Below are 25,789 nucleotides of genomic sequence, written 5' to 3'. Positions count from 1 at the left end.
CGGTGGAAAAAGTCAACCGTAACAACACGATTTTGATTGCAGGATTGTCGACAATATGAAATGATATTGTAGATTATTAACTTGGGACGGTGTAATGGAATTCGACTTCACAAAGCTTGATACGCAAAGCCGCTATCGCCTGCTGACGAATTTCATCGGGCCGCGACCGATCGCTCTGGTGACGACACGCTCGCAGGCTGGCCACAACAATGCGGCGCCGATGAGCTTCTTCAACGTGTTCTCCCATGATCCCGCCATTGTCGTCCTCGGCATCCAACCGCGCTTGAACGGCGAGGAAAAGGATACGACAGCCAATATGCGCCGTACGCAGGAATTCGCCATCAACATGGTCGACATGGCGCTTTCACAGCAGATGCTGGTTTGTGGCCTTGGTTTTGACAGTGAGGTGGATGAGCTTTCGATGGCGGGTCTTACCGCTGCCGCCTGCACCAATATTGATGCTTCCTACGCGGCGGAATCGCCTTGCATTTTCGAGTGCAGGGTCGAGCGCTTCATCGATTACCCGCGCCGCACCCTCGTCCTCGGCGAAGTCGTCCATATGCATGTCCGGCGCGAGTGCCTGGATAGCGACGGGCATTATGTCGATCCCGAGCAATATCAGCCGATCGCCCGGCTGCACGCCGACAACTACATCACCTCGGACCGCCAGTTCGTTCTGAAGGCTCCGCCAATTGCCGATTTCATCAAGCCGCAGGGCGATTGAGGGACGCTGAAAGGTTCCATTCCATGCATATCCGTCTCATCAATCCCAACTCCACCGCCTCCATGACCGCCCAAGCGCTGGAGAGCGCTTTGCGCGTCAAGCAAAGGGACACGCAGGTCTCTGCCGTCAATCCGCTTGGCACGCCCGTCAGTATCGAAGGCGGCGCTGATGAAGCCCTGGCCGTACCCGGCATGCTGGACGAAATCCGCAAGGGTGAACGTCTGGGTATTGATGCCTATGTGGTGGCCTGTTTCGACGATCCGGGCCTGCACGCCGCGCGCGAAGTGGCCCGCGGGCCCGTCATCGGTATTTGCCAGGCAGCCGTTCAGGTCGCCATGACCATCAGCCGTCGCTTCTCGATCATCACCACACTGCCGCGTTCGATTGCTATCATTGAGGACCTTGTAAACAACTACGGTGCGGAGCGGCATTGTCGCAACGTCCGCGCCATCAACCTTCCCGTTCTCGGGCTGGAGGAGAATCCCGCAGAAGCGGAACGGCTGCTGATCCGGGAGATCGAGGCGGCCAAGAGCGAAGACCGGGCAGAAGCAATCATCCTCGGCTGTGCCGGTATGTCCGCCCTCTGCGATCGGCTACGCGACGCAACCGGCATACCGGTCATCGACGGGGTGACGGCGGCGATCAAACTTGCAGAGGCTCTGGTCGGCGCCGGTTATACGACCTCGAAAGTGAACGCCTACGACTATCCCCGCGTGAAGGAAGCCAAGGCCACGGCATGCGCCTGACCTTGGCCGTCCGGAAATGAAGCGGAACAGCACGGGCCTCTATCAAGACACGCCTGGTCGGGCATCCCGGGAAAACCGGACTTCACCTTCCCGGGTTCCCAAATGCGGGACGTTCGGTCCAGAGCAGGCGTCTAATTCACAGACAGAACATTGCCCGAACGGCGATCGATACTCACTTCTATGTCGTTGCCGCGCCGATCTAAACCCTGGATCACATAACGCGAGCGTGTCCGCCGGACGTCATCAACGGTGCGGACACCCTCACTTCTCGCGATTCGCACAGCCTGGCGTTCGCTGATCTCATCGCGCTGATTTCGATCCCTATTGTCGCGCCGGTTCATCGAGTCCGGTTCAATTATGCGTATGCCATCCCGGCCGAGTTCGACTGTCTGGGCAAACGATGCTGGGGCTGCTGTCAGCGCGCAAAGGGACATAGCACCGATTAAAATGAACTTCTTCAACACGTCTTCTCTCCTTCAAGTACGGGTCAGGTCCCGTTTGTGAAGCAACAACGCGCCATGGGCGATAGGGTTCCGGAGTGATAACCTGGCCGTTTAGCATCTTGCCATCTAACCGCGTCGGTTAGTCGTGATTAGCAAACGAAGAGTCGTTGCAAATCGCGGCTGCTCGGGTTTTGGCATTGCGGCAAACGGGCGCTGATCCCGCATTTGAGGCCGTCAAGATCTTGCGCCCGATTAAAATCTTGGCCGCCATCGGGAGGCGGTCTCCCCGAAATGTGCGCGTATGCTTATCGGCGAGGTGCATGTCCTGATGTGATGATCCCGAATGCCAGGGCACCAGCGAAAGCGGCAAACGCGGTGACAACGCCGCCAACCACGATGATTGTTTCAATAGGCATGTAAACCTCCCTTGATTTCCAAGAAGGTGTAAACCGGTCGGCCTGTGTCGGCTTTGATCTCGATCAATCGCCGGCATTCTATTATTTTCTACGGCAAGTGCAGGCGTCATAGCCGCCGGAAAACAGCCGCCCGGCCCTCATGCCAATCATCACCGGAATGTCGCGGACATGCGCGACCCGCAGGGAGCGGGCAATCGCCAGAGCCGCCTGGGCACATATCGCCGCGTCTTCGGCTGCGTTATGATGCCTGAAAGTCAGGCCGAGATGACGGGCCAGGACGTTGAGTTTATGCGATCCGAGATCTGGCCAAACCCTTTGGGCCATCTTCACCGAGCAAAGGTAGGAAAGTTCGGGGTAACTCTGCCGGTAGAGGTCGAGACAAGAGCGCCAGACGCTAAAATCGAAGGCTGCATTATGGGCGATCATGGTAGCGCCGGCAAAATCATCGGCAAATTCGTCCATGACCTCGGGAAACTCACCGGCGTCCTCCACGTGCTCCGGGCGGATACCGTGGATGGCAATATTGAAGGAGGAAAAGCGCATTTCCCTTGGACGGATAAGCCGCTCCTCTACCCGAACAATCCGGCCGTCCTCGACCCAGGCCAATCCCACCGAACAAGCGCTACCACGCTGCTCATTGGCAGTTTCAAAATCGATGGCAATGGTCTTCAATGCGGCGCCCCGGTTGGTTTCCTCCGGCTTCTAGCGGCTGGCGAGTGAATTGGCAAAGGCGAGTGATTAAGCGGTTGACGTCTTTGCCTGGAATTAACGTCAATCCGGCGCCGCCAGATATCTGCTATGTTTAGAGCGGGTCCCAGCACCGATAGCCGGACGAAAAGGTTGTCGGCCATGCGAGAAAGAAGCCTTATCAACGTGCCAGAAGATATTCGTCATATGAAAACATTTTTTGACCGCCCTGCACCCATCGTTGCAGTCGATTTGATCGGGGCTGAATTTACGGTTGCAGGTGCCGGCGGTTTCATCGTCGAAACAGAAGCGTATACGCATGAGGATCCCGCGTCCCACAGTTACAATGGTCAGACCCCTCGAAACCGGGCCATGTTCGGCCCACCAGGGAGTGTCTACATTTACCGTTCCTACGGAATTCACAGGTGCCTGAATTTTGTCTGTCAGGCGGTTGGCGCTGTGTTGATCCGCGCTTTGCAGCCGACGGCCCGGTTGGATCTCATGCGGCAACGGCGGAGCGTGGAAAATCCTGTTCTGCTGTGCTCCGGTCCAGGCCGCCTTTGCCAGGCGCTCGCAGTAACCGTTGATCTCAACGGCCAATCCCTCGCCGATGATCCCTTTCACCTGGATGTCCCTGTTGAGCGGCCGCTGGTTTCCTGCGGACGGCGAGTAGGGATTACAAAAGCCGCCGATGTCCTCTGGCGTTTTGGCGTCAAGGGTTCGCCATTCCTAAGTCGGAAGCTGTGAACAAGCGCCCTATTGGTTTCCAGGGAGGCAGGCGCGTCAGGCAGAGGAAGATGACAGTGAAGGCCAGCTTGGGCACAGCGGGGCGTTACAGGCGTTGAAACGGATCGATGATCAATTCCGGCAGCTTGAACGCTATGCTGGCGCGCCTTATGGACCGCATGCGAAGTGTCGAAAACCCACAAAGTCTCAATTTCACAGGTGATGAAGAACCAGAGGTTTGCCTGCCAGTTGGGCGATCTGCATGCGATAGCCGAAGATCGCCTCGAGATTATCTTCCGTCAGGACTGCCTCCGGCGTTCCGTCGGCGATGATCCCGCCATCCCGCATGGCGACAATGCGATCGGCATGGGCGGCTGCCTGGTTGATATCGTGCAGCACGATGATTGCCGTCCGTTTCGGTTCGTCGGCAATCGCCCGCAGCGAGCGCATCAGCTGGCGGGCATGGAACATGTCGAGATTGTTCAAGGGCTCGTCGAGCAGGACATAGTCTGTCCCCTGACAGAAGGTCATTGCGACCATCGCACGCTGACGCTGGCCGCCTGAAAGTGTATCGATGAAGCGATCCGAAAGCGCTTGCAGCTCGAACTGCATCAGCGCCGCCTCGACAAGCCTCAGATCTTCGTTTCCCGGCCGTCCCTGATGATGCGGAAACCGGCCGAAGTTCACCAGTTCGCGCACGGTGAGACGGCTGGCCACTGCGCCATCCTGGCGCAGGATTGCGAGGCGCTGCGCGAGCTGCCTGCTGGGGGTCTTATCGACGGGTAGGCCGTCAATGGTTATCCGGCCAGTCTGGAGCGGTTGTAGCCGGGCAATGAGCGAAAGCAGGCTGGATTTTCCGGCTCCGTTCGGCCCCACCAGCGCAGTAATACCGCCTTTCGGCAGAGAAAGATTGATCCCGCGCAGAATGGGTACATCGCGATAGGACAGCGATACGTTTTCGATCTCGATCATTTTCGACTTCCAAGCACAAGCAACAGGAGAAAGACGAGGCCGCCGGCGAACTCGATGACGACACCGAGCATCGAAGCACCGCCGAGCCCGTGCTGGAGCAAGGTCTGGCCGCCGACAAGCACAATCACAGCAACAAGGGCCGCGGCAGGCAGAAGCAGGCCGTGGCATTGGGTCCTCATCAGGCGTTCCGCCAGCGCTGCGACCAGCAATCCGAAGAAGGCGACGGGTCCGACCAGGGCGGTCGAGACCGCGACGAGTATCGAAAGCAGCAGGAGAACGCCGGCTGCCGCCCTTGTCCAGTTGATGCCGAGGCCGATGGCGGTTTCCCGTCCCAGCCCGATGACATCCAGCACATGGCGGGCACGCCAACAGAGGGTCGCGGTAATGACGGTGATGATCGTGCCGAGAATGGTAAGGTCGGCCCGCAACGTGTTGAAATTGGCAAAACTGGCGCTTTGCACCACTGCAAAGGCATTTGGATCGATCAGCCGGGAGAGAAGCGCTGACAAGCTTCGAAAGAGGAGGCCCAGCGTCACGCCCATCAGCAACATCAGGTTGATATCTAGGCGCGCCCTGAGCAGCGGCCAGAGCAAAATCATGGCAAGTGCGATCATCAGCAGGACTTCGATGCCAAACTTCACTCCCCCATTGAGGCTCGCATAGCCGAGGCCGCCGAGCAGAAAGACCAGCGCTGTCTGACCAAAGAGATAAAGGGCGTCCAGTCCCATGATCGAGGGTGTCAGGATACGGTTCGCCGTCACGGTCTGGAATAGCACGGTCGAGACCGCGATGGATATGGCGACCTGCAGCAACGCGAGTAGTTTTAGCCCGCGCAATTGCAGAACGAAAGCGATGTTGCCGCGCAGTTCGATCGTCATGAAGGCGAGCATCGCAAGCAGGGCAAGAGCAGCAAGGATGACAAGCCGGCGATCAAGCATTGGCCGTCCGGATAAACATCAGGCGCAGAAACAAGGCTGCACCGACAACCCCCATGACTGTTGCGACCGGAATTTCATACGGATAGCGCAGCACGCGACCAAGCACATCGCAACCGAGCACCAGCGTTGCGCCGCTCAGGCCCACCCACGGGATCGTTGCCCGCATATTATCGCCCATGATGCGCGAGACGAGATTGGGAACGACGAGGCCGACAAAAGGGATGATGCCGACGATTACCACGGTCAGCGCCGATATCACCGAGACGATGACAAGTCCGAGCTGAAGCGTGCGCTGGTAGCTCAAACCCAGCCCGACGCTGGCATCGCGTCCAAGAGAGAGCACCGTTAGCCGGTCAGCGACCCACCACGCGATGGCCGCCATGATTGCTATACCCCAGAGCAGCTCGTAGCGCCCGCGGACAACGCCAGAGAATTCGCCATTGGTCCATATGTCGACGAACTGCAGCAACTCGGTTTGCCAGCCGATGAAGGTCACGACCGCGCCGATGACGCCGCCATAGACGAGCGCGAAGAGCGGCACGAGGTAAGGTTGGGTCGGCGGCAACCGATGGGCGGTCATCATGAACAGCGAGGTCCCGGCAAGCGCGAGGACGCTGGCCGCAAGCATTTTAACGGCAAGCGGTGCCCCCGGAAAGAGCAACGTCATGATCAGGATGCCGAGGGCCGCACTCTGGGCTGTTCCAGCGGTTGAGGGCTCGACGAAACGGTTGCGCACCAGTGCCTGCATGATCAGTCCAGCGATGGCTAAGGCCGCACCGGTCAGCACGGCTGCGATCGTTCGTGGCAGTCGGCTGACGGCAAAAAGTTGGCGCGCATCGGGATCGTGAAAGAGGCTGGCGATCGAAAACTCACCTGCGCCAATGCAGATGCTCAGGATCACAAGCACGGTAAAGGCCGCGCAGGCGGCCAGCTTCGTCCGCTGCTTTTCTAGTAAGGATTTTTCGGTCATTTCGCCTTGGAATATGCATCAGTGATCGCCGTGAATACCCGGCTCATCGCGTTGACGCCCCCGGCCGCGATATAAAAATCACCCGCGGGCAGGTAAATGACCTGGCCTTTTTTCCATGCGGTGGTTTCCGCTACCAGTTCATTGTCGAGTGTCGACTTGGCGTTCTGGTCTTCTGATCCAATCGCTGCGGCCCGGTCGACCACGAAAAGCCAGTCCGGATTGGCATTGCGGATGAACTCGAAAGAAACGGCCTCGCCATGGGTGGCCGCCTCGACATCCGGAACTGCTGCCGGCAGGTCGAGTGCGGAATGTACCCAGCCAAACCGTGATCCCGGTCCATAGGCCGTCACCTTCGGACCGTTGGTCATGACGATCAGCGCCGTGCCCTTGCCCACGGCTGCGGTTTTGGCCTTTTCGACAACGGCATCGAGCGCTTCTGCCCCGGCCGCGGCCTCCGTCTGCTTGCCGAACAGCGCGCCATACGCCGTGAGCCGTGTCTTTGCCTGTTGAACCAGGTCGTCGCCATCCATGGTCATGTCAATGGTGGGTGCGACTTGCGACGCCGCCTCGATCTGGGTTGAGGAACGGCCTCCAACGATGATGAGGTCCGGAGCAAGCTCGCTCAGTGCTTCGAGATTGGGCTCGAAGATGTCGCCAACGACGGCAGATCCATCTTTCAGGTGCGCCAGTTCCGGCAGGTAAAGATTGGACGGGAGTCCTGCGATCTTGACGCCCAGACTGTCCAGCGTGTCGATCGCCGCGATATCGAAGACGGCGATCTTCGCGGGCGTCGCCTCAATCGGGACCTGTCCTCTTGCTGTGTCAATATCGGCTGCGCTTGATGCCGCTGCGAGGGTGACGGTCAGAAGTCCGGCAATGGATGCAATTTTCATCATTGGTGTTTTCCTAGAAATTGACTGTTCGCCGGGCAGGTTCACGACCCTCGGTTACCTGGCGGATCCGCCGGCGGTCCCGGCGTAGGACATCAAGGCAATTGTTGCCGAACCATTCAAGCGAGGCATCAGCTTGCGGATCGCTGGAAACCTCCGAGAGAAATCCGGTATAGTCGAGGGCGCCCTCGAATAGCGGCGTCATGCCATCCCGGCATCCCGCGGCCGCGTAGACATTGGCGGGTTCAAAGACCGGCAGATCGGCCCGGGTGAGAATGCTCTTCAATGGTAGTGGCGAATATGCGGCTTCATTGCCCGGTGCACAGCCACGGGATCGTCGCCACCCTCCCAAACATGCAGCGTATCGAAATTGATCGCCAGGAACGGATGATCGACTTCCTCGATCAGTTGCATGGTGGAGGCGGCGGTATCCGCCAGCGTCTGCGGATGCGTTTCGACGAGCAAATGGGTGCCGTAGCTGGCGGTGATCGTGCAAATCTCTTTCAATCGTTCCACGATCACGCGCCGATCTTCGGTCGAGGTGTCAAGACTGCCGCGATTTCCGGCAAATGTCCGGATCTTCCTTGCCCGCCAGCGGTGCGCAAGCCTGCAAAGATCAACGGTGTTGCGGCGCAATGTCTCCGGATCAGCGTTCACCGGCAGATAGTCGCTGATCATCGGCACCGACAGGCCGTAGCTGTCGAGCCAGACCGCGTTGCGCTCCGGCTGCTGTGTCAGATTGCGCGCATGCGGGCCCCAGAGTTCAATACCCTGGAAGTCATTGGACTGCGCCCAGGCGGCGATTTCCCCGAGCGAGATCAGGTGGTGGCGGAACGTGATTGTGCAGATCGATACTCTCATCGTGCAACCCTTTTCAGTATGGGAACTTCAATGGGCTCCGGAATATTCCGCTCGCACCAGAGGACGAAGATTTCAGCAAGCTTAGCCTTCAGGTTCGTCTCCAGCCGGCCGGCCTCGTCAAGCCGGTCGAAAACGGTGGGCGCAAGCGCGCGGTCGCCGCTCTGACTGAGCTTCATGCAGGCGTAGTGCAGCGTCTTCAGCGATTGAACGAGCGCTTCGATCTCTGCGCACCATGTCTCGAATTCGGCGGCCGGAAGCTTCAACGCCCGCCAGAAGAAGGCAAAGCCATGCTCATAAGCATATTTGCGGATGGTGATAACGGGCAGTTCGCGGACTGCGGCTGCAAGATCCGAAAGCGCGATGCCGTCAGTTCCCCCGATATGCACCGAAACGATCTTGCGAACTGCATCAACCAGCGGATTGCTGTCCTCTAGGAAGCAGGCCTCGAAATACGCCTTCAGTTCCTCTGCCGAAGGGGCCTTTGCTTCTGCGCGATCAAAGACATAGCCGCCACCGACGGTTGGCTGCATGATGGCATGAACGACCTTTTCCCGGGCGATTTCGCCTTCCCAGCGATAGTCCGGATCATGCACGAACCAGGTTTCCGTGTCGGGTGTCTCCTGAAGCATGAGGTAGTGTGGAAAGGGGTTCTGATTGAACTTGTTCTCCCGCTCCGGCAGGTGGAACATGTCGAGCATCACCATGACCGAACCTGTCTTTGCACGGTTCCTGACGAGATCGAGCAGCACGGCTAGGTTCTCGATTTTGGTCTTGTCGGGATCGAACCACTCGCGCACCGTGACGCCGTAAAGCCGCTGAAACCATTGCCGGAAGAATTCCTGGCTGATCTCCTGCGTATGGTAGAGAAGCTGGAACCGGTCGCTGACCGAGAACTTTGCGTCCCAGACGCCGAAATAGAACGGCCGTTGATCCAGCCCCTGCCGCTTCAACCCGTCGCAGACGCAGCTAACAAAGCAGTGGACCTTGATGTCGTGATAGGCCTCGCCATGCACGCCTTCGTCGGTCATGCCGCCGGTGAGCGCGAAGGCCGGAACGGTGACTGCTGTGGTTTTAGGTGCGTAGAGAGCGACGAGATCGGCCACAGTTGCGATATCCTGCCTGGCGATGGCTTCCTCCCGGACGGACAGGCCGTATTCCAGTTCGAGATTGAGGAAGATCTGCAGGATCAGGACGGAGTCGAGATAGAGGTCTTCGTTGAGTCGGGCCTCGAGGCCAAAGCCGTCCATATGCGCGTGTGCCATCTGCTCGGTGAGCACCGTATGGATGGCCGTGAGGATTTCGGTGTTGGTCATGAGGCTGCTCCGGCGACCGACGTTGCAAATTCGCCGGCTGCATGACGTGCGGCGACGTCGCGGCGGCTGATCTTGCCGTTGCCCTGGCGGGGGATCGTATCGATCTGGAGGATCTCCATCGGCAGCTGATGGCTGGCGAGATTGCGGCTGCACCACTCGCGCACCGACTGCGGCGCCACGGCTTCGGCCGCGCTGAACAGTAGGGCGACCCGCTCACCGGCAAACCGGTCGCTCTTGCGGAAGGCGACGGCGTCGGTCACCGCGGGCATCGTCATCACGGCATCCTCGACATCCTTGGGATAGACGTTGAGACCGGAGACGTTGATCATATCGTCGAGTCGCGAGATGAACACCAGCATGCCGTCAGCGCGGCGATAACCGAGATCACGGGTATGGATGGCATTGCAATCCATACCCGTTACGACGATCTCGCCTGGTTCATCAGCGCTGCCTCCGGTCCCAGCCGAAAGATGCGGAAGGACAAAACCCATGTCTCCTGCTGCTGTCACATCGGGATTGATGGCGATGCAACCGGATTCAGAGCAGCCATATTGCTGGAACAAGAAGCGGCTCTTCGCCCGGATCGCGGTGAACCAGACGTCGGGAAGCAGAGTGCCCGATGTCATCGCCGCGTGAATCTGCTCGCCCTCCGGCATAAGCCGGGCGAGCGTCTGCAGGATTGCTGGGGAGGAATAGAGCAATGGCCGCTCGGTCTCGCGCAGCACTTTCAGCAGATATTTCGGGTTTGCGGTATTGACGATCACCGGGGTCTGGCCGCGCTTCAGCGCAACGAGGATGCCGCAGATCAGTCCGTAGGAATGGGTGGCCGGGCAGGCGACGACCGGCGTCATATCCTCCGGCTCGCGGAATGTCCGCACGTAGCTTTCGATTTCCGCGTCGATCTCGTCCCAGCTCCGCGCCACGCATTTCGGCGCGCCGGTGGTGCCGGAACTCATCTGTAGAAGCTGCCCCTTTGGCGAGCCCCGTGCCGGCGCATCCAGCACTTCGGCCGTGAGGCTGTTGTAGAACAGCCGGTCGCAGCCGGCGCCGATGGCAAGTTTGCGGGCTGCTGGATAAGGTGTTCCGGGATGGATTGGCAGAACGCTCGCGCCTGCTTTGCGAATAGCGAAAAACACAGACAACCAGTCGGCGGTCTCAGTGAAGCACACCGCATAGCGGCCGCCTTCGTGATTGTGCAACCCGGCCTGTTCTGCCAGGCGGGCGGAGGTTTCCTCGAAATTGGCGTGATCATAAAGCCTGTCTTCGATACGGATCATGGCTTTCTCCTTCGTTGACGCTGATCCGCGGCCAAGGCATTGGGCACCATGTGGTGGTACTCCGGCTTCAGCGCGAACAGCTTCCGTGTCATCAGGGATTCGGTGAGAATATTCGGCTGGTCGTAGCCGAGCTGTGCCTGCCGTTCAGCCATGCCGTTCTCTTGCGCATAGGCGGTCAGCAGGCATTCGACGCGCTGCCAGAAGCGCGCTTCCGGCAGGTCGTAGCAATGGTCAAGCAGATGGGAAATTTCGGTCAGGTTGTAGACGAACAGTGTGTCCATCACCAGTTCGCGCAGTGAACCCAGATTATCCGTCCAGTAATACTGATCCGGCTCTGCTTCGCTGTAGATCGGGTTCAGTAACAGGAAATCCGGCGCCTTTTCCGGTTCACGCAGAAAGGCCGGGCAGAATTCCATGCTGTCGTGGAAATCACGCAGGATGAGCCGCACCGGCCAGCCATCGCGGTGGACAAGCAGCATGTTCTGGCCATGCGCTTCGACTGCAATGCCGTGATGCACGAGCAGATGCCAGACAGGCAAGACTGCGATTTCAACGAGCCGGTTCAACCACGCCATCAGACCGAAATGGCCGATCCACTCGTCGGCAAATGGCTTGCCATCTGCTTCGATCATCATCAGAGCATTGAAGGGAATGATCGCCTCTCCCGGCAGCAGCGTTGCCTGCGCATTCTGACGCCAGATCGCACCCAGGTGACCGGCAAGCGGGCCGCCGGCATCGGCGATGAGGCCTGCATATTCCTGCAGGATCGTCAGCGGATAACGGTCGTGGAAGAGTTGGTCTCCTGCAACGATATCGCCGATCCAGCGCGAGACCACTGGCGCGGTGCAAACGGAATGCGGCTCCAGCGTTCGCCGGGACGATGTATTGACCATGTTCAGCGGCAGCTTGATGCTGGCAGCCAGCGGCCGGTCCATGTTCAGGAGGGAGCGCACCGATTGGGTGGCGGTGTAGCGGTCGCCAGCCGGGCCAAGGCAATAGGCTTCTCCCGCTGCAATCCAGCCCGCAAACAGGGTTTCTGCGAGATTACGCCATTGCCAGGGATGCAGCGGCACCAGCCCGAAGTCTTCCGGTGACAGTCCCAACTCCTTCTGCATCGCCTGCAGGTGGGCCCATGTTTCCGGGCCAAGTTCCGCTTTCCAGAAATCTCCTTCGCCAGCCGGTAGCGCCTGGCGGAGATACTTTCCCGCAACAAGGAGCCAGATTAACTGGAATGGCCTGGCCGCCTCGGGGCCGTAGGCTGCGTGGTCCGTATCCGAAAATCCGGTCCGGGCCTTATAGCAGGGGTGATAGGGATGGCCCTCGTCAAGCGCACCCTCAAGTTCGGCGTAAGACATATGGCGGCGGGGCCGTACAGGAAGATTGCGGCCGTTCCATTCGGAAAAGGCAATCGTCTGTGTCATTTCGCCAAGCAGCCGGCCGCGGGAAATGCCGGTGCCGGACAGGGCCGATACCAATTGGGCAAGCGAGGCTTCGCCCCACGCACCGCTGTCGTCCTGTATCGCGACCGAGCCAGCAGCAGGGCGGATCCGGCCGAAAGATCCGATTGAGCCGCTGCACCGGTACGCCCGGCCGCCAAGCGACCAATGGAACAGTGTTGACTGGCCATCGAAGGTCTGACGCGCATCGATGACACCTTCGTACAGAAGTGCGGCTACCAATTGGCGCAATACACGCTCATCCGGCCGCCCTTTGAGATCAAGAGGCAATGGCATGGCTTGTCCTTGGGACGCTTAACGCCGCCGGTGCGCGCAGTGGATTAGGCATTGGCCGATAAAGTGTCGGCGCGTTTTGGGATTGGAGTTCGTCCACGTCGAACAGCCGGGTCGTCAGATTGGCCTTCGAGGAGATTGTCGGAAGGTCCAGAACGTGGCGGGCGAAATCCCGTCCGGCACCCGTCATTTTGAGGGCGCAGCGTTCCAGATGTGTGCGCAGCATCCGCAGTAAAAAGCTCTCGTCGCAGAGGCCGTCATGCCCCATCCGGCTGATGATCGAAAAGACCTGGTTGACGATGAGATAATAGGCGAAGCGGTCGCGGATTTCGCTTTCCGGGAAATACAGCGATGCGATGGTTTCGGCCTCTGGCACGTAGCCGGAAAGTAGGCCGCGGTAGCGCTCGGACAGATAGAATCCCTGATTGTCACGGTAGTAGCTGGCTGATGGATAACCCGCGCTGATATCGAGAAGGCTGTTCTGCTGATGGGCCTCGAGTGCCACGCCGTAGTCGTCATAAAGCTGGATCAACGGCTCGACGGCGCACGTGAGATAATGTTGAAACCAGATAAGGCAGACGCTCGATAGGGGCTCTCCGCCTCTTATGGCATGTCTGCGGATGATGCGCTCCAGCCTCGAGGCGGCCCCCGGTAGCGGGTCAGCGGTCAGGGCCGCAACCGTGATCACGCCTTTGCCCTTATCGCCCCGGAAAGGGTTCTCGCGCAAGATGACTTCAAACCCGCTTTCGCTGCGGCCGGGTATGTCGAGTGTGATATAGGCCGGGTCCTGGATGATCCGGAAATTTTCCGACCGCTTGGGAAAGCCGATCCGGTCGATCAGCTTGGCCATGGCAACGCCCGCCTCCAGTTCTTGGCGCCGGTTGAGACGGATGGAGTTGGTAATACGCACCGGCAGAGAGAACTTGAGCATCCAGTCTTTTCCAGCGCTGTAGACCGTGCGGACGGACGAGGTTGCGGTGAAAAGTGCGCCGGCAGGTCCGATATGACGCAGTCCACCGTCCTGTTGCATGGCCTGGATATCGGGGTCGAGTAACAGCGCTTCGGCCTGCAGCGGATGCATTGGCAGCAGATACTCGTCATGCCCGACGGACCGGGTGATGCCGGAGCTGTCTGCCAGAGAGCGGGTGATTTCATGAGCTTCCACCGGCCGGGCCGAGGCATGCCGGACGAGGTCTATCTTCGCGGCGAAATAATGCAGTTTGAATTGGCCACGCAGTTCCGGAGCGTAGCTCTCCTGCTGCCAGAAAGCCATGCCTTGCCGGCTTTTCGGCGTCGGGTGCAGCCAGTGGCCGAAGACAAGCGATTGTTCGGCTTCGATGAAGCCGTCGCCGGTTGCCGGTGCGGGCAGTGCCTTGTCGATGAAAAGGGAGGTCTGCTGATAGCTGTCGAGAACGCGCATCAAAAGTTCGAGTTCGAAACCGCGCAGGGCATCCACACGGCCGTCTTCGACTTGGCGGTATGTTTCGTGAACCAGGCTGTGAAGCGCCGACATGAGTTCGAACTGGCGCCACCTCGCTTCCGATTCTCCCCTGCACCAGATTCGTCCGAAATGTTGCGGGCCGCAGAGAGAAGAGGAGGTCAGTTCGGCGCGCAAGATCATCTGCTGCCGCGGCAGCGACCATTCGATGCAGTCAACAGTGCCGCCTGGGGTCCGGTGGGCTACCGGCTCGCCGGGGTTGACCTCGCGCAGGTAACAATTGGCGAAACTCTGGAAGGTTGCCGTTTCTGCGATTTGCCTTGACGATTGCATTTTGTCCATCCTCGGCATGCGACACGCAACGCCGCCCGAAAGCGTTGCCGATTTCCCGTTCAACGCATTGAATTTCCAGTCATGAGGGTCCGTGCCCCGTCGGAGACTTCGTTTTCAGCCCGTCGCCTGCCAGTGCAGTGGCCCCGTATGTTCCCGGAATGCGAACAGGAGGAGGTGATCCTCAATGACCGATTTGGTGTCTGCCAGATTGGCGTCGTCCGGCGAACGCACCCGGATGTGCAACCCGTCCTCACGCGCTTGCAGATATCCCGTTCCGCAGGAGAATTTGAGCTCACCGCCACGGTCGTCCTGGGCTACAGTGATCTTGTGGGCGAAATGCTTGCAGAGCTGGGTCAGGTATTTCTGACCGTTTTCCGTTGTAAAACGGGTTGTCGCTTCTTGCATAAGGAACTCCTGTCTTTCGACTTTGGGTAGCGGAGAGCGGGAAGTGTGCGCCCGCTCTCTCTTGTCAGCAGCCATCACGCCCGATGATGCGCACCGGGTGGATCAGAATGTTGCCTTCGCCGTCAGGATGAAGGCACGGCCGGATTCGTAGAGCGGCGTGACGTTGGGGAACTCCTGGCCGTAGGTCGCCCGATCGGCGTAAGTCTCATCGAAGATGTTCTTGAGGTCGGCGCGGAACGTCAGATTGGGTCTGGACGGCGGCTGGTATTCGATGAAGGCGTTGAACACCTGATAGCCTTCGTAAGGCTTGCTGCCGACGGCAACGTCATCATAGTCGAGTGTGATCTCGGCATCGGCGCCTAAGGTAACGCCCCAGTCGGTGAACGTATGGACTGCCTGCAGAGTTATGGTCTGGCCGGCCGGAGCGGCGAGGTAGCTGCCGATATCGGAATCAGCCGGTTTCCCGTCGATCTCTACGTCGATATTGGCGTATTTCACCTTGAAATAGCCATCACCCCAGTTGTAGCCCCCGCCGATGTCAAAGCCTGTGGAGCGAACATCATGCGCTTCTATCCCCCGCAGAATCTGGTAACGCGGGGCACGTGCATCGGCGAGATCGGTCTGGAAGACACTGCCTTCGATCGTGAAGTCGCCATAGGTCGCTTCCAGTCCGAGGTTATAGTTGTCTGCTGTCACCGGCTTTGGGCCGTCGCCATAATTCCAGTTTGGATTAAAAATGAAGTTTTCGGCGAGTGGGATGCCACCCCAGACATGGGAGTAGCCAACCTTTGCTGTCAGGAAGTCTTCAATGAGATCATATTCACCGGAAATATTGCCGCTGAGCCCTGAATTGGTCCATTCCTGTCCGGTGGTTCCCGTAAATTTTTGATTATCGCCGCGTGCCCCGAAGGACAGGCGGGTCCGCTCCCCGGGTTCGAGCCGTACCTGAGCATAGAGGCCTATGTTGCGTGCTTTTTCGGTGCCTGGTTCAAACAGGTCTTCAAGCTCGGCCTGGTCATTGTAGAAATCGACGCCGGCGACGATGTTGCCAATATCGAAGGAAAACTTGTTTTCAAATTTGCCGTTCAGGCTGTCGGTCGTGCCCGTCGCCGGGTATGGGGGGATAGCAAGCCGGGGCGGCGAGTAGACTGGAACTTCGAGTTCGGTCCTACTGTAGGCAAGCACGAACTTCGGATCCCACCAGCCCTCCGGGATGCTGTCGGTAAAGGTGAACACCGTGTTCTGGCGATCGAGCGTATAGTCACGAACACGGGGCTCCCAAGGCCTTCCGCTATCGACGAAGCCGGCGTTGGCCCGGTAAGGCCGAGGTGCATCATCGCGAAGGCGATCATGGCTGATCTGGATCCGGTCTCCGCTTTCAAACTCATAGGCAACCTTACCCATTCCGCTAAGGAAGTCGCTGCTTGTTCCTTCAACGATGTTCCCGTTGCCGGCGGTGAAATTGTTGCCGTTGGCGAAGTTGAAATAGCCTAGAAATTCCAGGCCTTCCTTCATGCCGTACGCGGTGAGACCGGTGGTCACCGTGTCACTGTTGAAATTGTAACTCGCCGTGACGAGGCCGCCCACACCATCTCCATCCAGGAGGTCGCGTGCATCCTTGGTCTCATAGGCAATCGCGCCTGCGAGTGCTCCCGGCCCTGCATCGGCCGGAGCAATACCGGCATCGACGCCGACGGCCTTGAGCAGAGCAGGATCGATCATGTTCGTGCCGCTGTGGTGGAAGACCTTGTTGTTCTGGCGGCTGCCGTCGATGGTGACCGCAAGACTGGTTTCCTCGATGCCATGCACGTAGACCTTCTGCGACATCGGCAGGGAGCTGCCCACTGAGATGCCGGGCTCGCCTGCAAAGACGTCGGCGATGTTGGCAGGGTTCTTTTGCGCCAACTCTTCCGACGAGATCTGGATCTCACCGGCACCAAGTTTGCCGCTGCCAAAAACAGAGATCGGATCAAGTGCTGTAGCACCCGCGACGGAAACAGCACCACTATCGCCGGTCGGTGTCGTCGAGCCGATCACGGCCGTTCCGCCGGAAATCTGATAGGAAATTCCGGTTCCGCTGAGGAGCTGCGCCAGCGCCTGGTTCGGGTCTAGCAAGCCGCTGACTGCGCTGGAACGCATGCCGCGTGATGTCGCAGCCGCAAGCGTTACCTGTTGACCGGATTGCCGGCCAAAGGCGTTCAGAGCGCTGGAAAGCGGCTGGGCGGGTATATCGAAAGTGCGGGCATTGCCACTCCGTGATGTCTTTTCCTGTGCAGACGCGGAATGCTGAGGCAGAATGGCAATGGACGAAAGTCCAACGATCGCCGTGACTGCAAAGAGGCGCAAACCGATGGCGCGGTGGCGCTTTTCTTGCGAGATGGCATTTCCATTACGGCATTTCGGCGAACTCATATTACCCCCGTCTCGGTTTTCCGCGCATTGCCCCAGCATGCGCTTCGAACCAAAGACGACCCGCTCCGGATTTTTTTTCACCAGAGCAGGATTTTTTCTGATTGTTTTTGTCAGGTTAAAATCGGGTGAGTACGCGCCCGTAAGAAGTTACCTCATGAACCCTGCCGCCAAAGGGTTTCACGATAGCTTCGAGGGCTGCATCGGGATTTTTAAGATCATAGAGCCCAGTGACCCTCCGGCTCGCGAGTGCCGCATCCGGCACGCTGATCCAGGCTGGATGGTAGCGCTGCAGGCGTTCAGCCGCCGAAGCGACGGTCACGTCATTGACGAACATCTTCCCAGTCCTCCAGGCGGCGATGTCTTCTGGCGCGATCGAGCTGCGCATAACAGCGCCGGTACTATGATCGATGGACGCCATCTCGCCCGGAGATAGCTCGAAATTCTGCCTGTGCTTCGATCCGTCATAAGAAATGGCAACGGTGCCGCGCGCCAGTTCGACGGTCGTTTCCCCATCCGCCAGCTGCACGTCGAAAGCTGTTCCGAGAACGGCAACCGAAACTCCGCCGGCGTCGACAGTGAAGGGGCGTGATGCATCATGGGCAACGTCGAAAAATGCTTCTCCCGACAACAGGATGACCCGGCGGATGGAGGCGGTGATTTGCGTCGTGATGGCGCTGTCGCCGCCCATCTCAACGATCGTGCCGTCTTCAAGCGTCAGGGTTCGGCTTTCGGCGGTGCGGGTTATGTGGTCCGCTTCCAGGTGCAGAAGAAGTGAGGGCCCGGCAAGAAACGCCACCGCATAGGCCGCAAGCGCCAGAGCTGCCCCGGCAACCCACATTTTCCGGGAGCGCCGCGCCGGCATAGGTGCGGCAGCGACCGGCCTCCAGAGGTGCGCGTGGACCGGTGGCACTTCGCCCAGTTGTGCCCAGGTTTTCAATGCCCGTTCGAAGGCCTGCTCATGCACGGGAGAGCGGGAGAGCCAGTTTTTGAAGTCATGCTCGGTCTGCGGACAGTTCTCGCGTGCCTTGAGATTGAGAAACCAGTCCATGGCTTCTTCCAGTATTGTCGGCGGTATGTGATTGTCCTGGGTCAAAATGCTTACCTGTACCGCTGCGGCCGTGCCATTTCGAACAGTTCTATCCGAATCATCTTCTGTCCTACAAAGACGAACTGCGGTCTATTTTTTTTCACGCGGGTTGCACGTTTTTAGAATGTGGCGGCGATCATGGTTGCCACCCGCATCATGGCGGTTCGCACATGGCGATGGGCGGTGGCAACCGAGATGCCCAAGTGCGCTGCAATCTCCTCCAGCGTATAGCCGCCGAACCGGTGCATTTCGAGCGCAATGCGGATCTCGACCGGAAGGTCATTCAGGACCTCGGATATGCGCCGCACCTCATCTGTGACGGCAACGAATTCTTCCGGCGTCGGCGTCTCGTTCGGTATCGACCAGAACGGCGGCTCGTTCTGTTGTTCCCGTTTCTCGATCTTCTGCCGTTTCAGGAAGTCAAAAGAAAGGTTGCGAACGATCTTGTAGAGATAGGCCAGCGTTTGCGCGGATGGGCCTGCGTTCATGTTGGCAGGCGCAAACCGAAGGAAGGCATCCTGCACGATATCCTCGGCCGTTTCCCGGGAGCCGAGAATCCGTGTGGCATAGGCTATCAATGCCGTCCTGTTGGCAATGTAGACCTCGTGGTGCGTTTCCAAATCGATCATGGCCTTAGTCCGGATAGAATCGCAGGGCCGATCTGGCATGGAACCTATTGGGCTTCATCACGGCTTTCATGCGCATCCTTGGTTTCACATAAGACATGTTTAAAGCACGAGAATGCGGTGCCTATAACACGACGGATCAAACTTGTCTTTAATAGTCATGTTTATTTTTGCCCTGCGCCAAATGCGGGAAGCCTCATCGTGCTCAATGAGTTTTCAGGTCCCTTAGGGCGCTTGCCTCAACAGAGCGCGGCAGCCCGAAGATCAAGCGGTGGGGAATGACTGCAAGAATTCATGATTCTTGCGATCGATAGGCATTCAAAACGTCGGCTGCCGCAGCGGCGATCGCCTGGCTTTTAATCCTATCGGTCTAGGAAACTGTTCACATGGAGCTTAAGGGCACAAGTGCATGTCTGCCATCACTTCGAAGGGATGGACTATGAACAGGATTGTTTCAACATTGAGCGCAGCCGCGATTGCGGTGGTCATCGGTTTGACATCGTCGACCTCAGCGGCGCCTCTGGTACAACCGCGGCTTCAGATGACATCTGACATTGAAGTGGCGCAATATCGGCACGTGACGATGATCAGCTCCGGTGGAAAGGTCCAACACAGCAGGCAGGATCGTGTCGAGCGGGGGCGTGACCGCTGCCATGATCGTGTCGAGGGGTCGCCGTGATCGCCGCGGATACGGGAATGGGCATCGCGGCTATCGCGAACATCGCCGTGGATATCGCCGGCACAGTGACGGCTACTACTACGCTCCCAACGTATTTGAGCTTTTCATTCGATAACAAAATCAGGCCGCCATCCGAAAGGGTGGCGGCTGTTTTCGGCTTTTCAAAATGCAAGCCGAGCACGAGTGGCACGCTGATTGCTTAGATGATGGCGACCGATAGCCAGATCGCGCCGGGCCGTTGCGATTTGACGACAAAGTAGAAGCTTGAGAACGCGAGCGGAGCCACGATCGAGGCAAGGCTCACGGCCGATGCGAGCACGCCTTGGAACTGACCCTGCTGGCTGTCGTCCACCTGCCCTGTCGCCAGCGACTGTCGGGCGGGTACACCGATGCCGGCCAAAGCGAAAATTGGCATGATGGCGAAGATCATCCAGCCGGAGAACATGACCGACTCCGAGCATGACATCGCGGAGATCTTTTACGGCAGGGCTACCTATCGGAAGCTGAAACCGGTCGACGGTGAGAAGGTGATGGACGCCTATCTGAAGAACAAGCTGACTGAAGATCATCCTTGGGTCGGCCCGTTCTACGATGAGCTGAGCGACTTCGTTCATCTCTCATTTCGGCACTTCTGGCCTGTTCTGGCTGGGACAGATGACGCTAATCGAACGGCCCAGTTCGTGATCCATGGACAGGATCCGAAAAAGGATGAGGCCAACTATTACGACATTTCGGACGGGTTCCTCAGGGTTACGCAACTGACATCTATGCTGCTCGTCAGCTTCCTCATGGTTCGCCATGGAGTGCCGCCCACGGACTATCAGAAGATGTGGGGAGTAGAAGGAAAGAAGGTTGGTGATGAATTGGAAGGCTTGCCACCTGAAGCGAGTCGTCGAGCTGCTACCGAGGCCGACTGTCGAGCTGATCCCGAGCTGTCGGGCTCGGACGATCCAGGGAGACCAGGAGCAGCTAGCCGAGTTTCTCAGAGAGACGGCGCAGAAGGCAAACAATCCTCTACAACCGCAGGCGCGCAGAGATCGTCGCGATGATGCCACCCGGCGCACTGTACGAATACCGCGAGGACGAATGAAAAAGGACCCCCGCAGGGAGCCGCGGGGGCAAGTCTCAGAGATAGAGGAACGGAAGATGCCCAAGGGCTTGAAGGCCGTCTCCCGCGACCTATCAGGAATAGTGTTTCCATCGGCGGCACAGGATGCAACATTTTGCGGCATTGAAATTGAGGTTGATGGACTGCTGGCTGCTCAACGTGGTTTCGTAGGTGAAAGATGTCTTGGTGGCGATCATCTCTGCGAGACGCCTGATAGCCGCCCTGCCCGCTGCCATGCCCGCCGCGCTGCCGTCTCCGGTTCCGGTCAGTGCCTTCGCGATCTCATCGGCCATCGAGCTGCAGCTTCGCGTACGCAGACGACTTGCCGGACCCGTTCGGACCGCCGAGGATGACACACGATGGTTGCAACTGATTACTGCCTCATGGCAGCAGGAACACGGATTTCTTCGTGTTCGGCACGATCCTTGGCCTCGTTTTCGAGGTCCTTGGCGGAGATCGGCAAGCCCAGACGGCGGCGCTCTGCAATTGCTTCCCGGCCGATCTGCATCAGGGCTTCCTTGTTTTCGTCGAACTTCTTCAAAAGCATCGTCCATCTCCTATGGTCCTAATATAGCGTTTCCCACTCTCCGCTGCAAATCAGGCCTTCGACTCACCGACCTGGAACTCAAGACCGTCGATGTTACAAACCCGAACCTCCGGGCAACAAGTGAGAGCAGCATGTTCGAACTGATCACCGCTCAAAACCGTTTACCGGACAATCTCAGCCGATCTCGAAGTGCGGTTTGAACAGTTCCCGGATGGGCTGGCTTGGAACGTCTTCGCTGACTACTGCATCGGAGAAAAACGAAGACCTTAAACAAGGTTGCATGGGCGGTATTCGAGGAACTGTAGTGGACGTCAAAATTGGGTGACAGCGGCCGGGTAACCAGCTTGCTCATCGCTTGACCAATCACTGCAGGGTGAAGAGCCATTTGGACTTGAACCTACCGTAATGTCAGGTCGATTGCGCGTGAGCGCGCCGCATCTACAGATTTTAAAGCCTGTTCCACCGCACTCTTGCAGCCGCCGCATGTCATGGTTGGGATGTGGAATTCGTACATAGTCATCTCCTTTCGATGTCCTCCCGTGAATGTGGGAATTCCAACCATGGGAAGATCAAGGAGCCTTTTTCAATTTTATCAGCCGGAAGGTTCTGTTGCTGTTGTCGGCGGTCTCTTCAACGAAGGTGGCGGCCGGTTAGGCCGCCTTCCTTGCTGCATCAAAGGGAATTTCGACATCGACGATAAGTGTTGAGACCTGGATACCGCGCTCCAGTTTTACGCTGACCTTCTCGCTATCGACCTGCATATGCTTGGAGATCGCGCGAAGGATTTCGTCGCGCAACTTGGTGACGAGGTCCGAATCGCCGGTCGAGGCACGGTCATGGGCAAGCAGGACCTGCAGCCGCTCGCGGGCAGCCGGAGCAGATTGCGGCCGGGAAAACAAACGAAACAAATTCATGCCGCTTTCCTTCCGAAGATCTTGCCGAAGAAACCCCGCTTTTCGCCAGGGATGGTAACAGGCAGGATTTCGCCCCTGAGCCGGCGGGCTGCTTCGAAATAGGCCATGGCAGGAGCGCTGCGGCCATCCGCCAGGGTGACGGGAGCGCCGACGTTGGACGCACGCAAGACATCCATGCTCTCCGGAATGATGCCGAGAAGCGGGATCGACAGGATGTCCAGGACGTCCTCGACCTTGAGCATGTCGCCACGCTCCGCGCGCGCCGAGTCGTAGCGCGTAAGCAGCAGGTGCTTCTCCATCGGCTCGCCGTTTTCCGCCTTCACCGTCTTGGAATCCAGCAGACCGATGATACGGTCGGAATCGCGTACCGAGGAGACTTCTGGATTCGTCACGACGATGGCAACGTCGGCGTGGCGCATGGCGAGCGTTGCGCCGCGCTCGATGCCGGCAGGGCTGTCACAAATGACCCAGTCAAAAGCACTCTTGAGCGAGGCGATGACCTTTTCGACGCCCTCCGGTGTGAGATTTTCCTTGTCGCGGGTCTGCGAGGCCGGGAGCAGATAGAGTGTTTCCACCCGCTTGTCGCGGATCAGTGCCTGCGTCAGCTTGGCTTCGCCCTGGATGACGTTGACAAGGTCATAGACGACGCGTCTTTCCGCGCCCATGACGAGGTCGAGATTCCGTAGGCCGACGTCAAAGTCCACCACCACGACTTTTTCGCCATTTTGCGCCAGGGCAGCGCCCAATGCTGCAGTCGACGTTGTCTTGCCGACGCCGCCCTTGCCGGACGTAACCACGATTACCTTGCCCATGTACCTCTCCAATTAAAGTAGGAATACGTCTTCGATCAGCTGAGCGCTTCAGCTCTGATCGCTTCGCCTTCGAGCCAGATCTGCACCGGTTTTCCGCGCAGACCCGGCTCCATATCCTCGGCGGTCAGATAGAAGCCGTCGATCGCGATCAGCTCAGCCTCAAGTTTCCTGCAAAAGATGCGAGCTGAAGAATTGCCCATCGTACCCGCCATCGCCCGTCCCCGGAGCGCGCCGTAGACATGAATAGAGCCGCCGGCGACGACTTCCGCCCCGGATGCGACCGAGCCCACAACCGTGACGTCTCCTTCCGGGTAGTGGAGCGATTGCCCTGAACGGACGGGTTGGCTGACGACAATTGATGGCGTTGCCCTTGGCAAGGGCGCAACGGGCGTAATAATGTTCTCCACCGGAACCGGTTTTTGCGCCTCGTCAGTTGGCGGGATTTCGACGTCGGAAGCAGGGCGTCCATCCGCCATCGCGGGCGGCAGGTCCGGGCCAAGCAGCGAGGAGCGAGCCCCTTCGATCCCCATGATCCTGACGTTGCGCATACCCAGCTGGCTGACGAGATCACGCAGCTGCGCTCGCTCCAGCTCAAGCCCTTGAACATCGAGCACGATCGGCCGCCGGAGGAAAAAACCGGCAGAACGGGAGGCAAGCGCGTCGAGTTGGACAAGCCAGTCTTCGAACGGCAATTCTGGTGTCAGTGCGAGCGCTAGGAAGGATCGTCCCTTGAGACGGATCGGCCGGGATTGTGTTAACACATCATTCAACTTGGTAAATTTTCTGTTGCCTCGGTGTAGCGAAGAAATGGTTAACAGAAGGTTAACAAAGAGCTGTGTGTTGTCATGATTGACGGGTAGTCGTGGCCTCATCGCGGGCAGTCGTGTTTCGTTTCGCCGTTCTACTGAAAACTGTAGATGAGCCTTGCAACCCAAATCGCGACACCGCCCTTAACAGGAACGCAGGACCGCAACAGTCGTGCACCCGGTGGTTGAAGGGGGTTAGGGGACGCGCTGCTATTTCATCGAACCGCTTCGACGGGCGCGGTGTCCGCCTTTACGGCAAGTTCCGCCAGAACGAGCGAACTGACTCCGGCGATGAAGAAACCGGCTGCCAAATTCATTGTTGTACCATCATAGAAGTGGCCAATTCCGATAGCGAACAGGGTGGCAATGAGGCTCGATCCTGAAGCGATCAGCGATGCGCCCAACCCCGCAACCTCGCCAAGAGAGCGCATCGCCATGGCATTGAGATTGCCGAACAATATGCCAATGGCAAAGAAGGCTGAAAAGCAGAACACCATCAGGACGGCAAGAGGCAGGTGGCCGCCCCAGAGTATGGAAACGAGCAACATCAGAAGCCCGGTCGATGCCAATCCCATGAAGGCGGCGCGCGCCATACCGTCCATCCCGAACTGTTGTACGAGCTTTGCGTTGAGAAAGGAGGCAAGCCCCACGCCTGTGGCAAGCATTGCAAAATAGAAAGGAAAGGTTTCCTTGATTCCATAGGCGTCGAAGAACAAGTCGGCCGCCGTGCTGAGATAGAGGAGTTGTGCCCCAAACACGATCCCGGTCGCCATGATCAGCAGCGCCACCCGCCGTTTTGACAGGATGCGCCGGGCATTGAGGAACAGCAGCTTCGGCCGGAAGGATATGCGTTTATCGGTTGGCAATGTTTCCGGCTGTCGGATCATCAGCCAAAGACCAAGGAACGCTGCTATAGCGAGATAGACGCCGAAGACGGATCGCCATCCGGCAAAGGAAATCAGTCCCTGCGCCAAGGCAGGAGCCAGCATCGGCACGAGAATGAAGAGGGTAAACATCAAGGACATGACACGAGCCATTGCATCGCCCTCGAACTGATCGCGGATCATGGCGCGGGTTGCGATCTTTGGACCGGATACGCCCACGCCCTGGAGGAACCGGCCAAGGATCACCATTTCGAGCGATTCGGCCAACATGGCCGTGATGGTTCCGGCCACATAGATGGCGAGGCCAAGCACCAGCGACTTTTTGCGTCCCATTGCATCGGACAATGGTCCCAGGAGCAGTTCACCAAACGCCATGCCGAGGATGAAGAGTGATATGACGTGCTGGGTGGACAGCGGCGGTGCGGCGCCGACCTCCTCGCCGATCTGGCGTAACCCCGGCAACAGCGCGTCGATGCTAATGGAGGTCAGCGAAGTCAGCAAGGCGTAGAGGGCAATGCGTTCGTGAAAGCTGATGGAAGAGGTCATTGGCCGTATATACTAAAAGGATTGGCCTTGGCCTATATCAGTTTTCCCCGTGGAAGGTTCGTATTCTTCACGGGCTGGTCGGCCTCCGAGAATGATTGGTTCAGAGGCAGACTGTGTGAGGCAGAGAAGGGCGCCAAAGTAACCGCGAAAAGAGAGAGGGCGGCACTGGCGCTGTCTGCCTGCACAAGGGCTCCCGGGTCTCTGCATGCCGCTGGCCCGATCTCGTTTGTGGTTGAGGTGCCGATCACAAAGAGGCGAAAGGCCGGTGCGCCGGGGTAATGCCAGTGCTTGACCATCGGAAAAGCCGCCGGTCTCATTCCGCCCGTCAAAAAACTGTCATTTTTTTCAAAAACGGTGTTGACTATGAATGATTGGTGGGACTATAAACCGCTCACCAACGAGGGCGGCGGCGCTGCTGGCGACCGACGAACTCGCTCTGAAGTTTCTTACGAAAGTTTAGTGCGGATTGTGGGTTTCAGGCGGGAACGCTGGTGGCTCT

The 25,789-nt window shown here is 58.4% G+C and carries 28 protein-coding genes and 1 pseudogene; 5 read left to right on the top strand and 24 right to left on the bottom strand.

Annotation, left to right across the window (positions count from 1 at the left end; translation table 11 throughout):
- Positions 1–94 precede the first annotated feature (94 nt).
- A complete protein-coding gene (locus ACP7E0_RS24830) occupies positions 95–724 on the top strand; it encodes a flavin reductase family protein (protein WP_426128740.1) in 630 nt (209 codons plus the stop codon).
- A 23-nt stretch (positions 725–747) separates the two neighbouring features.
- Positions 748–1,470 carry an aspartate/glutamate racemase family protein gene (locus ACP7E0_RS24825; protein WP_426128738.1) on the top strand — a complete coding sequence of 241 codons (723 nt, stop codon included), beginning with the start codon at positions 748–750 and terminating at the stop codon, positions 1,468–1,470.
- 131 nt (positions 1,471–1,601) lie between these two features.
- Here the strand turns inward: ACP7E0_RS24825 and ACP7E0_RS24820 are convergent, their stop codons facing one another.
- Entirely contained in the window at positions 1,602–1,934 is a 333-nt protein-coding gene (locus ACP7E0_RS24820; RefSeq protein WP_426128736.1) for a PepSY domain-containing protein, read from the bottom strand.
- A gap of 476 nt (positions 1,935–2,410) precedes the next feature.
- Positions 2,411–3,001 carry a 3'-5' exonuclease gene (locus ACP7E0_RS24815; protein WP_426128734.1) on the bottom strand — a complete coding sequence of 197 codons (591 nt, stop codon included), beginning with the start codon at positions 2,999–3,001 and terminating at the stop codon, positions 2,411–2,413.
- A 222-nt stretch (positions 3,002–3,223) separates the two neighbouring features.
- Here ACP7E0_RS24815 and ACP7E0_RS24810 point away from each other — a divergent pair, with 222 nt between their 5' ends.
- Positions 3,224–3,763, top strand: coding sequence for a DNA-3-methyladenine glycosylase (locus ACP7E0_RS24810; RefSeq protein WP_426128901.1), 540 nt, complete (start codon positions 3,224–3,226; stop codon positions 3,761–3,763).
- A 192-nt stretch (positions 3,764–3,955) separates the two neighbouring features.
- On the opposite strand, the gene ACP7E0_RS24805 is transcribed toward ACP7E0_RS24810, so the two are convergent.
- The 15 genes and pseudogenes from ACP7E0_RS24805 to ACP7E0_RS24735 all read right to left on the bottom strand — a co-directional run.
- The gene (locus ACP7E0_RS24805; protein ID WP_426128732.1) at positions 3,956–4,714 is read right to left on the bottom strand and encodes an ABC transporter ATP-binding protein; all 759 of its coding nucleotides are present in this window, start codon (positions 4,712–4,714) and stop codon (positions 3,956–3,958) included.
- Positions 4,711–5,652: an iron chelate uptake ABC transporter family permease subunit gene (locus ACP7E0_RS24800; protein WP_426128730.1), complete on the bottom strand. Its 942-nt coding sequence runs from the start codon at positions 5,650–5,652 to the stop codon at positions 4,711–4,713. Before ACP7E0_RS24800 ends, ACP7E0_RS24805 begins: the two co-directional genes overlap by 4 nt.
- Entirely contained in the window at positions 5,645–6,622 is a 978-nt protein-coding gene (locus ACP7E0_RS24795) for an ABC transporter permease (protein ID WP_426128728.1), read from the bottom strand. The genes ACP7E0_RS24800 and ACP7E0_RS24795 overlap by 8 nt, the downstream gene beginning before the upstream one ends.
- A complete protein-coding gene (locus tag ACP7E0_RS24790; RefSeq protein WP_426128726.1) occupies positions 6,619–7,518 on the bottom strand; it encodes a siderophore ABC transporter substrate-binding protein in 900 nt (299 codons plus the stop codon). Before ACP7E0_RS24790 ends, ACP7E0_RS24795 begins: the two co-directional genes overlap by 4 nt.
- Positions 7,519–7,528: 10 nt before the next feature.
- On the bottom strand, positions 7,529–7,798 hold the full coding sequence (locus ACP7E0_RS24785) for a hypothetical protein (protein ID WP_426128724.1): 270 nt from the start codon (positions 7,796–7,798) through the stop codon (positions 7,529–7,531).
- Entirely contained in the window at positions 7,795–8,373 is a 579-nt protein-coding gene (locus ACP7E0_RS24780) for a sugar phosphate isomerase/epimerase family protein (RefSeq protein WP_426128722.1), read from the bottom strand. Before ACP7E0_RS24780 ends, ACP7E0_RS24785 begins: the two co-directional genes overlap by 4 nt.
- The gene (locus ACP7E0_RS24775) at positions 8,370–9,686 is read right to left on the bottom strand and encodes a DUF6005 family protein (RefSeq protein ID WP_426128720.1); all 1,317 of its coding nucleotides are present in this window, start codon (positions 9,684–9,686) and stop codon (positions 8,370–8,372) included. The genes ACP7E0_RS24780 and ACP7E0_RS24775 overlap by 4 nt, the downstream gene beginning before the upstream one ends.
- Entirely contained in the window at positions 9,683–10,963 is a 1,281-nt protein-coding gene (locus tag ACP7E0_RS24770) for an AMP-binding protein (protein WP_426128718.1), read from the bottom strand. The genes ACP7E0_RS24775 and ACP7E0_RS24770 overlap by 4 nt, the downstream gene beginning before the upstream one ends.
- A complete protein-coding gene (locus ACP7E0_RS24765) occupies positions 10,960–12,696 on the bottom strand; it encodes an IucA/IucC family protein (protein WP_426128716.1) in 1,737 nt (578 codons plus the stop codon). Before ACP7E0_RS24765 ends, ACP7E0_RS24770 begins: the two co-directional genes overlap by 4 nt.
- Complete coding sequence (locus ACP7E0_RS24760; protein ID WP_426128714.1) at positions 12,680–14,464, bottom strand: IucA/IucC family protein; 1,785 nt, start codon at positions 14,462–14,464, stop codon at positions 12,680–12,682. The genes ACP7E0_RS24765 and ACP7E0_RS24760 overlap by 17 nt, the downstream gene beginning before the upstream one ends.
- Positions 14,465–14,578: 114 nt before the next feature.
- Complete coding sequence (locus ACP7E0_RS24755) at positions 14,579–14,869, bottom strand: DUF2218 domain-containing protein (protein WP_426128712.1); 291 nt, start codon at positions 14,867–14,869, stop codon at positions 14,579–14,581.
- A gap of 102 nt (positions 14,870–14,971) precedes the next feature.
- On the bottom strand, positions 14,972–17,281 hold the full coding sequence (locus ACP7E0_RS24750; protein ID WP_426128710.1) for a TonB-dependent receptor domain-containing protein: 2,310 nt from the start codon (positions 17,279–17,281) through the stop codon (positions 14,972–14,974).
- 115 nt (positions 17,282–17,396) lie between these two features.
- Entirely contained in the window at positions 17,397–18,374 is a 978-nt protein-coding gene (locus tag ACP7E0_RS24745; protein ID WP_426128708.1) for a FecR family protein, read from the bottom strand.
- Positions 18,375–18,487: 113 nt separating this feature from the next.
- Positions 18,488–18,997, bottom strand: coding sequence for a sigma-70 family RNA polymerase sigma factor (locus ACP7E0_RS24740; protein ID WP_426128706.1), 510 nt, complete (start codon positions 18,995–18,997; stop codon positions 18,488–18,490).
- Positions 18,998–19,875: 878 nt separating this feature from the next.
- Positions 19,876–20,109: pseudogene (locus tag ACP7E0_RS24735) on the bottom strand (tetracycline resistance MFS efflux pump); the annotation flags it as partial.
- On the opposite strand from ACP7E0_RS24735, the gene ACP7E0_RS24730 reads away from it, so the two are divergent.
- Positions 20,087–20,722, top strand: a complete 636-nt coding sequence (locus tag ACP7E0_RS24730) for a hypothetical protein (RefSeq protein WP_426128704.1) — start codon at positions 20,087–20,089, stop codon at positions 20,720–20,722. The pseudogene ACP7E0_RS24735 and the gene ACP7E0_RS24730 sit on opposite strands and share 23 nt — an antisense overlap.
- A 133-nt stretch (positions 20,723–20,855) precedes the next feature.
- Here the strand turns inward: ACP7E0_RS24730 and ACP7E0_RS24725 are convergent, their stop codons facing one another.
- The 7 genes from ACP7E0_RS24725 to ACP7E0_RS24695 all read right to left on the bottom strand — a co-directional run bounded on the left by ACP7E0_RS24725 (position 20,856) and on the right by ACP7E0_RS24695 (position 25,290).
- Positions 20,856–21,074 carry a hypothetical protein gene (locus tag ACP7E0_RS24725; RefSeq protein ID WP_426128702.1) on the bottom strand — a complete coding sequence of 73 codons (219 nt, stop codon included), beginning with the start codon at positions 21,072–21,074 and terminating at the stop codon, positions 20,856–20,858.
- Between the two features lie 80 nt (positions 21,075–21,154).
- Complete coding sequence (locus ACP7E0_RS24720; RefSeq protein WP_426128700.1) at positions 21,155–21,328, bottom strand: hypothetical protein; 174 nt, start codon at positions 21,326–21,328, stop codon at positions 21,155–21,157.
- A gap of 397 nt (positions 21,329–21,725) precedes the next feature.
- Positions 21,726–21,842, bottom strand: coding sequence for a heavy-metal-associated domain-containing protein (locus tag ACP7E0_RS24715; RefSeq protein ID WP_426128698.1), 117 nt, complete (start codon positions 21,840–21,842; stop codon positions 21,726–21,728).
- A 136-nt stretch (positions 21,843–21,978) separates the two neighbouring features.
- The gene (gene minE, locus ACP7E0_RS24710) at positions 21,979–22,242 is read right to left on the bottom strand and encodes a cell division topological specificity factor MinE (RefSeq protein ID WP_426128696.1); all 264 of its coding nucleotides are present in this window, start codon (positions 22,240–22,242) and stop codon (positions 21,979–21,981) included.
- Complete coding sequence (gene minD, locus ACP7E0_RS24705; RefSeq protein WP_426128695.1) at positions 22,239–23,054, bottom strand: septum site-determining protein MinD; 816 nt, start codon at positions 23,052–23,054, stop codon at positions 22,239–22,241. The genes minE and minD overlap by 4 nt, the downstream gene beginning before the upstream one ends.
- Positions 23,055–23,089: 35 nt before the next feature.
- Positions 23,090–23,824, bottom strand: coding sequence for a septum site-determining protein MinC (gene minC / locus ACP7E0_RS24700; RefSeq protein WP_426128693.1), 735 nt, complete (start codon positions 23,822–23,824; stop codon positions 23,090–23,092).
- A 251-nt stretch (positions 23,825–24,075) separates the two neighbouring features.
- Positions 24,076–25,290 carry a multidrug effflux MFS transporter gene (locus tag ACP7E0_RS24695; protein WP_426128691.1) on the bottom strand — a complete coding sequence of 405 codons (1,215 nt, stop codon included), beginning with the start codon at positions 25,288–25,290 and terminating at the stop codon, positions 24,076–24,078.
- Between the two features lie 288 nt (positions 25,291–25,578).
- Between ACP7E0_RS24695 and ACP7E0_RS24690 the strand changes: the two genes are divergently transcribed.
- A partial coding sequence (locus ACP7E0_RS24690) for a hypothetical protein (RefSeq protein ID WP_426128689.1) occupies positions 25,579–25,789 on the top strand: 211 nt, incomplete at its 3' end.

Source organism: Pararhizobium sp. PWRC1-1 (assembly GCF_049897905.1).
Taxonomy (GTDB): Bacteria; Pseudomonadota; Alphaproteobacteria; order Rhizobiales; family Rhizobiaceae; genus Pararhizobium.
Note: the sequence above shows the minus strand (reverse complement) of the source record. Positions and strands in the feature narration are given on the sequence as shown.

Excerpts from the sequence above, each read along its gene's own strand:
- ACP7E0_RS24755 (WP_426128712.1), bottom strand. The coding sequence starts at position 14,869 with ATGCAAGAAGCGACAACCCGTTTTACAACGGAAAACGGTCAGAAATAC.
- ACP7E0_RS24720 (WP_426128700.1), bottom strand. The coding sequence starts at position 21,328 with ATGCTTTTGAAGAAGTTCGACGAAAACAAGGAAGCCCTGATGCAGATC.
- ACP7E0_RS24770 (WP_426128718.1), bottom strand. The coding sequence starts at position 10,963 with ATGATCCGTATCGAAGACAGGCTTTATGATCACGCCAATTTCGAGGAA.
- ACP7E0_RS24750 (WP_426128710.1), bottom strand. The coding sequence starts at position 17,281 with ATGAGTTCGCCGAAATGCCGTAATGGAAATGCCATCTCGCAAGAAAAG.
- ACP7E0_RS24800 (WP_426128730.1), bottom strand. The coding sequence starts at position 5,652 with ATGCTTGATCGCCGGCTTGTCATCCTTGCTGCTCTTGCCCTGCTTGCG.
- ACP7E0_RS24725 (WP_426128702.1), bottom strand. The coding sequence starts at position 21,074 with ATGGCCGATGAGATCGCGAAGGCACTGACCGGAACCGGAGACGGCAGC.
- ACP7E0_RS24765 (WP_426128716.1), bottom strand. The coding sequence starts at position 12,696 with ATGCCATTGCCTCTTGATCTCAAAGGGCGGCCGGATGAGCGTGTATTG.
- ACP7E0_RS24790 (WP_426128726.1), bottom strand. The coding sequence starts at position 7,518 with ATGATGAAAATTGCATCCATTGCCGGACTTCTGACCGTCACCCTCGCA.
- ACP7E0_RS24780 (WP_426128722.1), bottom strand. The coding sequence starts at position 8,373 with ATGAGAGTATCGATCTGCACAATCACGTTCCGCCACCACCTGATCTCG.
- ACP7E0_RS24715 (WP_426128698.1), bottom strand. The coding sequence starts at position 21,842 with ATGTACGAATTCCACATCCCAACCATGACATGCGGCGGCTGCAAGAGT.
- ACP7E0_RS24810 (WP_426128901.1), top strand. The coding sequence starts at position 3,224 with ATGAAAACATTTTTTGACCGCCCTGCACCCATCGTTGCAGTCGATTTG.
- minE (WP_426128696.1), bottom strand. The coding sequence starts at position 22,242 with ATGAATTTGTTTCGTTTGTTTTCCCGGCCGCAATCTGCTCCGGCTGCC.
- ACP7E0_RS24795 (WP_426128728.1), bottom strand. The coding sequence starts at position 6,622 with ATGACCGAAAAATCCTTACTAGAAAAGCAGCGGACGAAGCTGGCCGCC.
- ACP7E0_RS24730 (WP_426128704.1), top strand. The coding sequence starts at position 20,087 with ATGATGGCGAAGATCATCCAGCCGGAGAACATGACCGACTCCGAGCAT.
- ACP7E0_RS24825 (WP_426128738.1), top strand. The coding sequence starts at position 748 with ATGCATATCCGTCTCATCAATCCCAACTCCACCGCCTCCATGACCGCC.
- ACP7E0_RS24830 (WP_426128740.1), top strand. The coding sequence starts at position 95 with ATGGAATTCGACTTCACAAAGCTTGATACGCAAAGCCGCTATCGCCTG.
- minD (WP_426128695.1), bottom strand. The coding sequence starts at position 23,054 with ATGGGCAAGGTAATCGTGGTTACGTCCGGCAAGGGCGGCGTCGGCAAG.
- ACP7E0_RS24775 (WP_426128720.1), bottom strand. The coding sequence starts at position 9,686 with ATGACCAACACCGAAATCCTCACGGCCATCCATACGGTGCTCACCGAG.
- ACP7E0_RS24805 (WP_426128732.1), bottom strand. The coding sequence starts at position 4,714 with ATGATCGAGATCGAAAACGTATCGCTGTCCTATCGCGATGTACCCATT.
- ACP7E0_RS24760 (WP_426128714.1), bottom strand. The coding sequence starts at position 14,464 with ATGCAATCGTCAAGGCAAATCGCAGAAACGGCAACCTTCCAGAGTTTC.
- ACP7E0_RS24695 (WP_426128691.1), bottom strand. The coding sequence starts at position 25,290 with ATGACCTCTTCCATCAGCTTTCACGAACGCATTGCCCTCTACGCCTTG.
- ACP7E0_RS24740 (WP_426128706.1), bottom strand. The coding sequence starts at position 18,997 with ATGATCGATTTGGAAACGCACCACGAGGTCTACATTGCCAACAGGACG.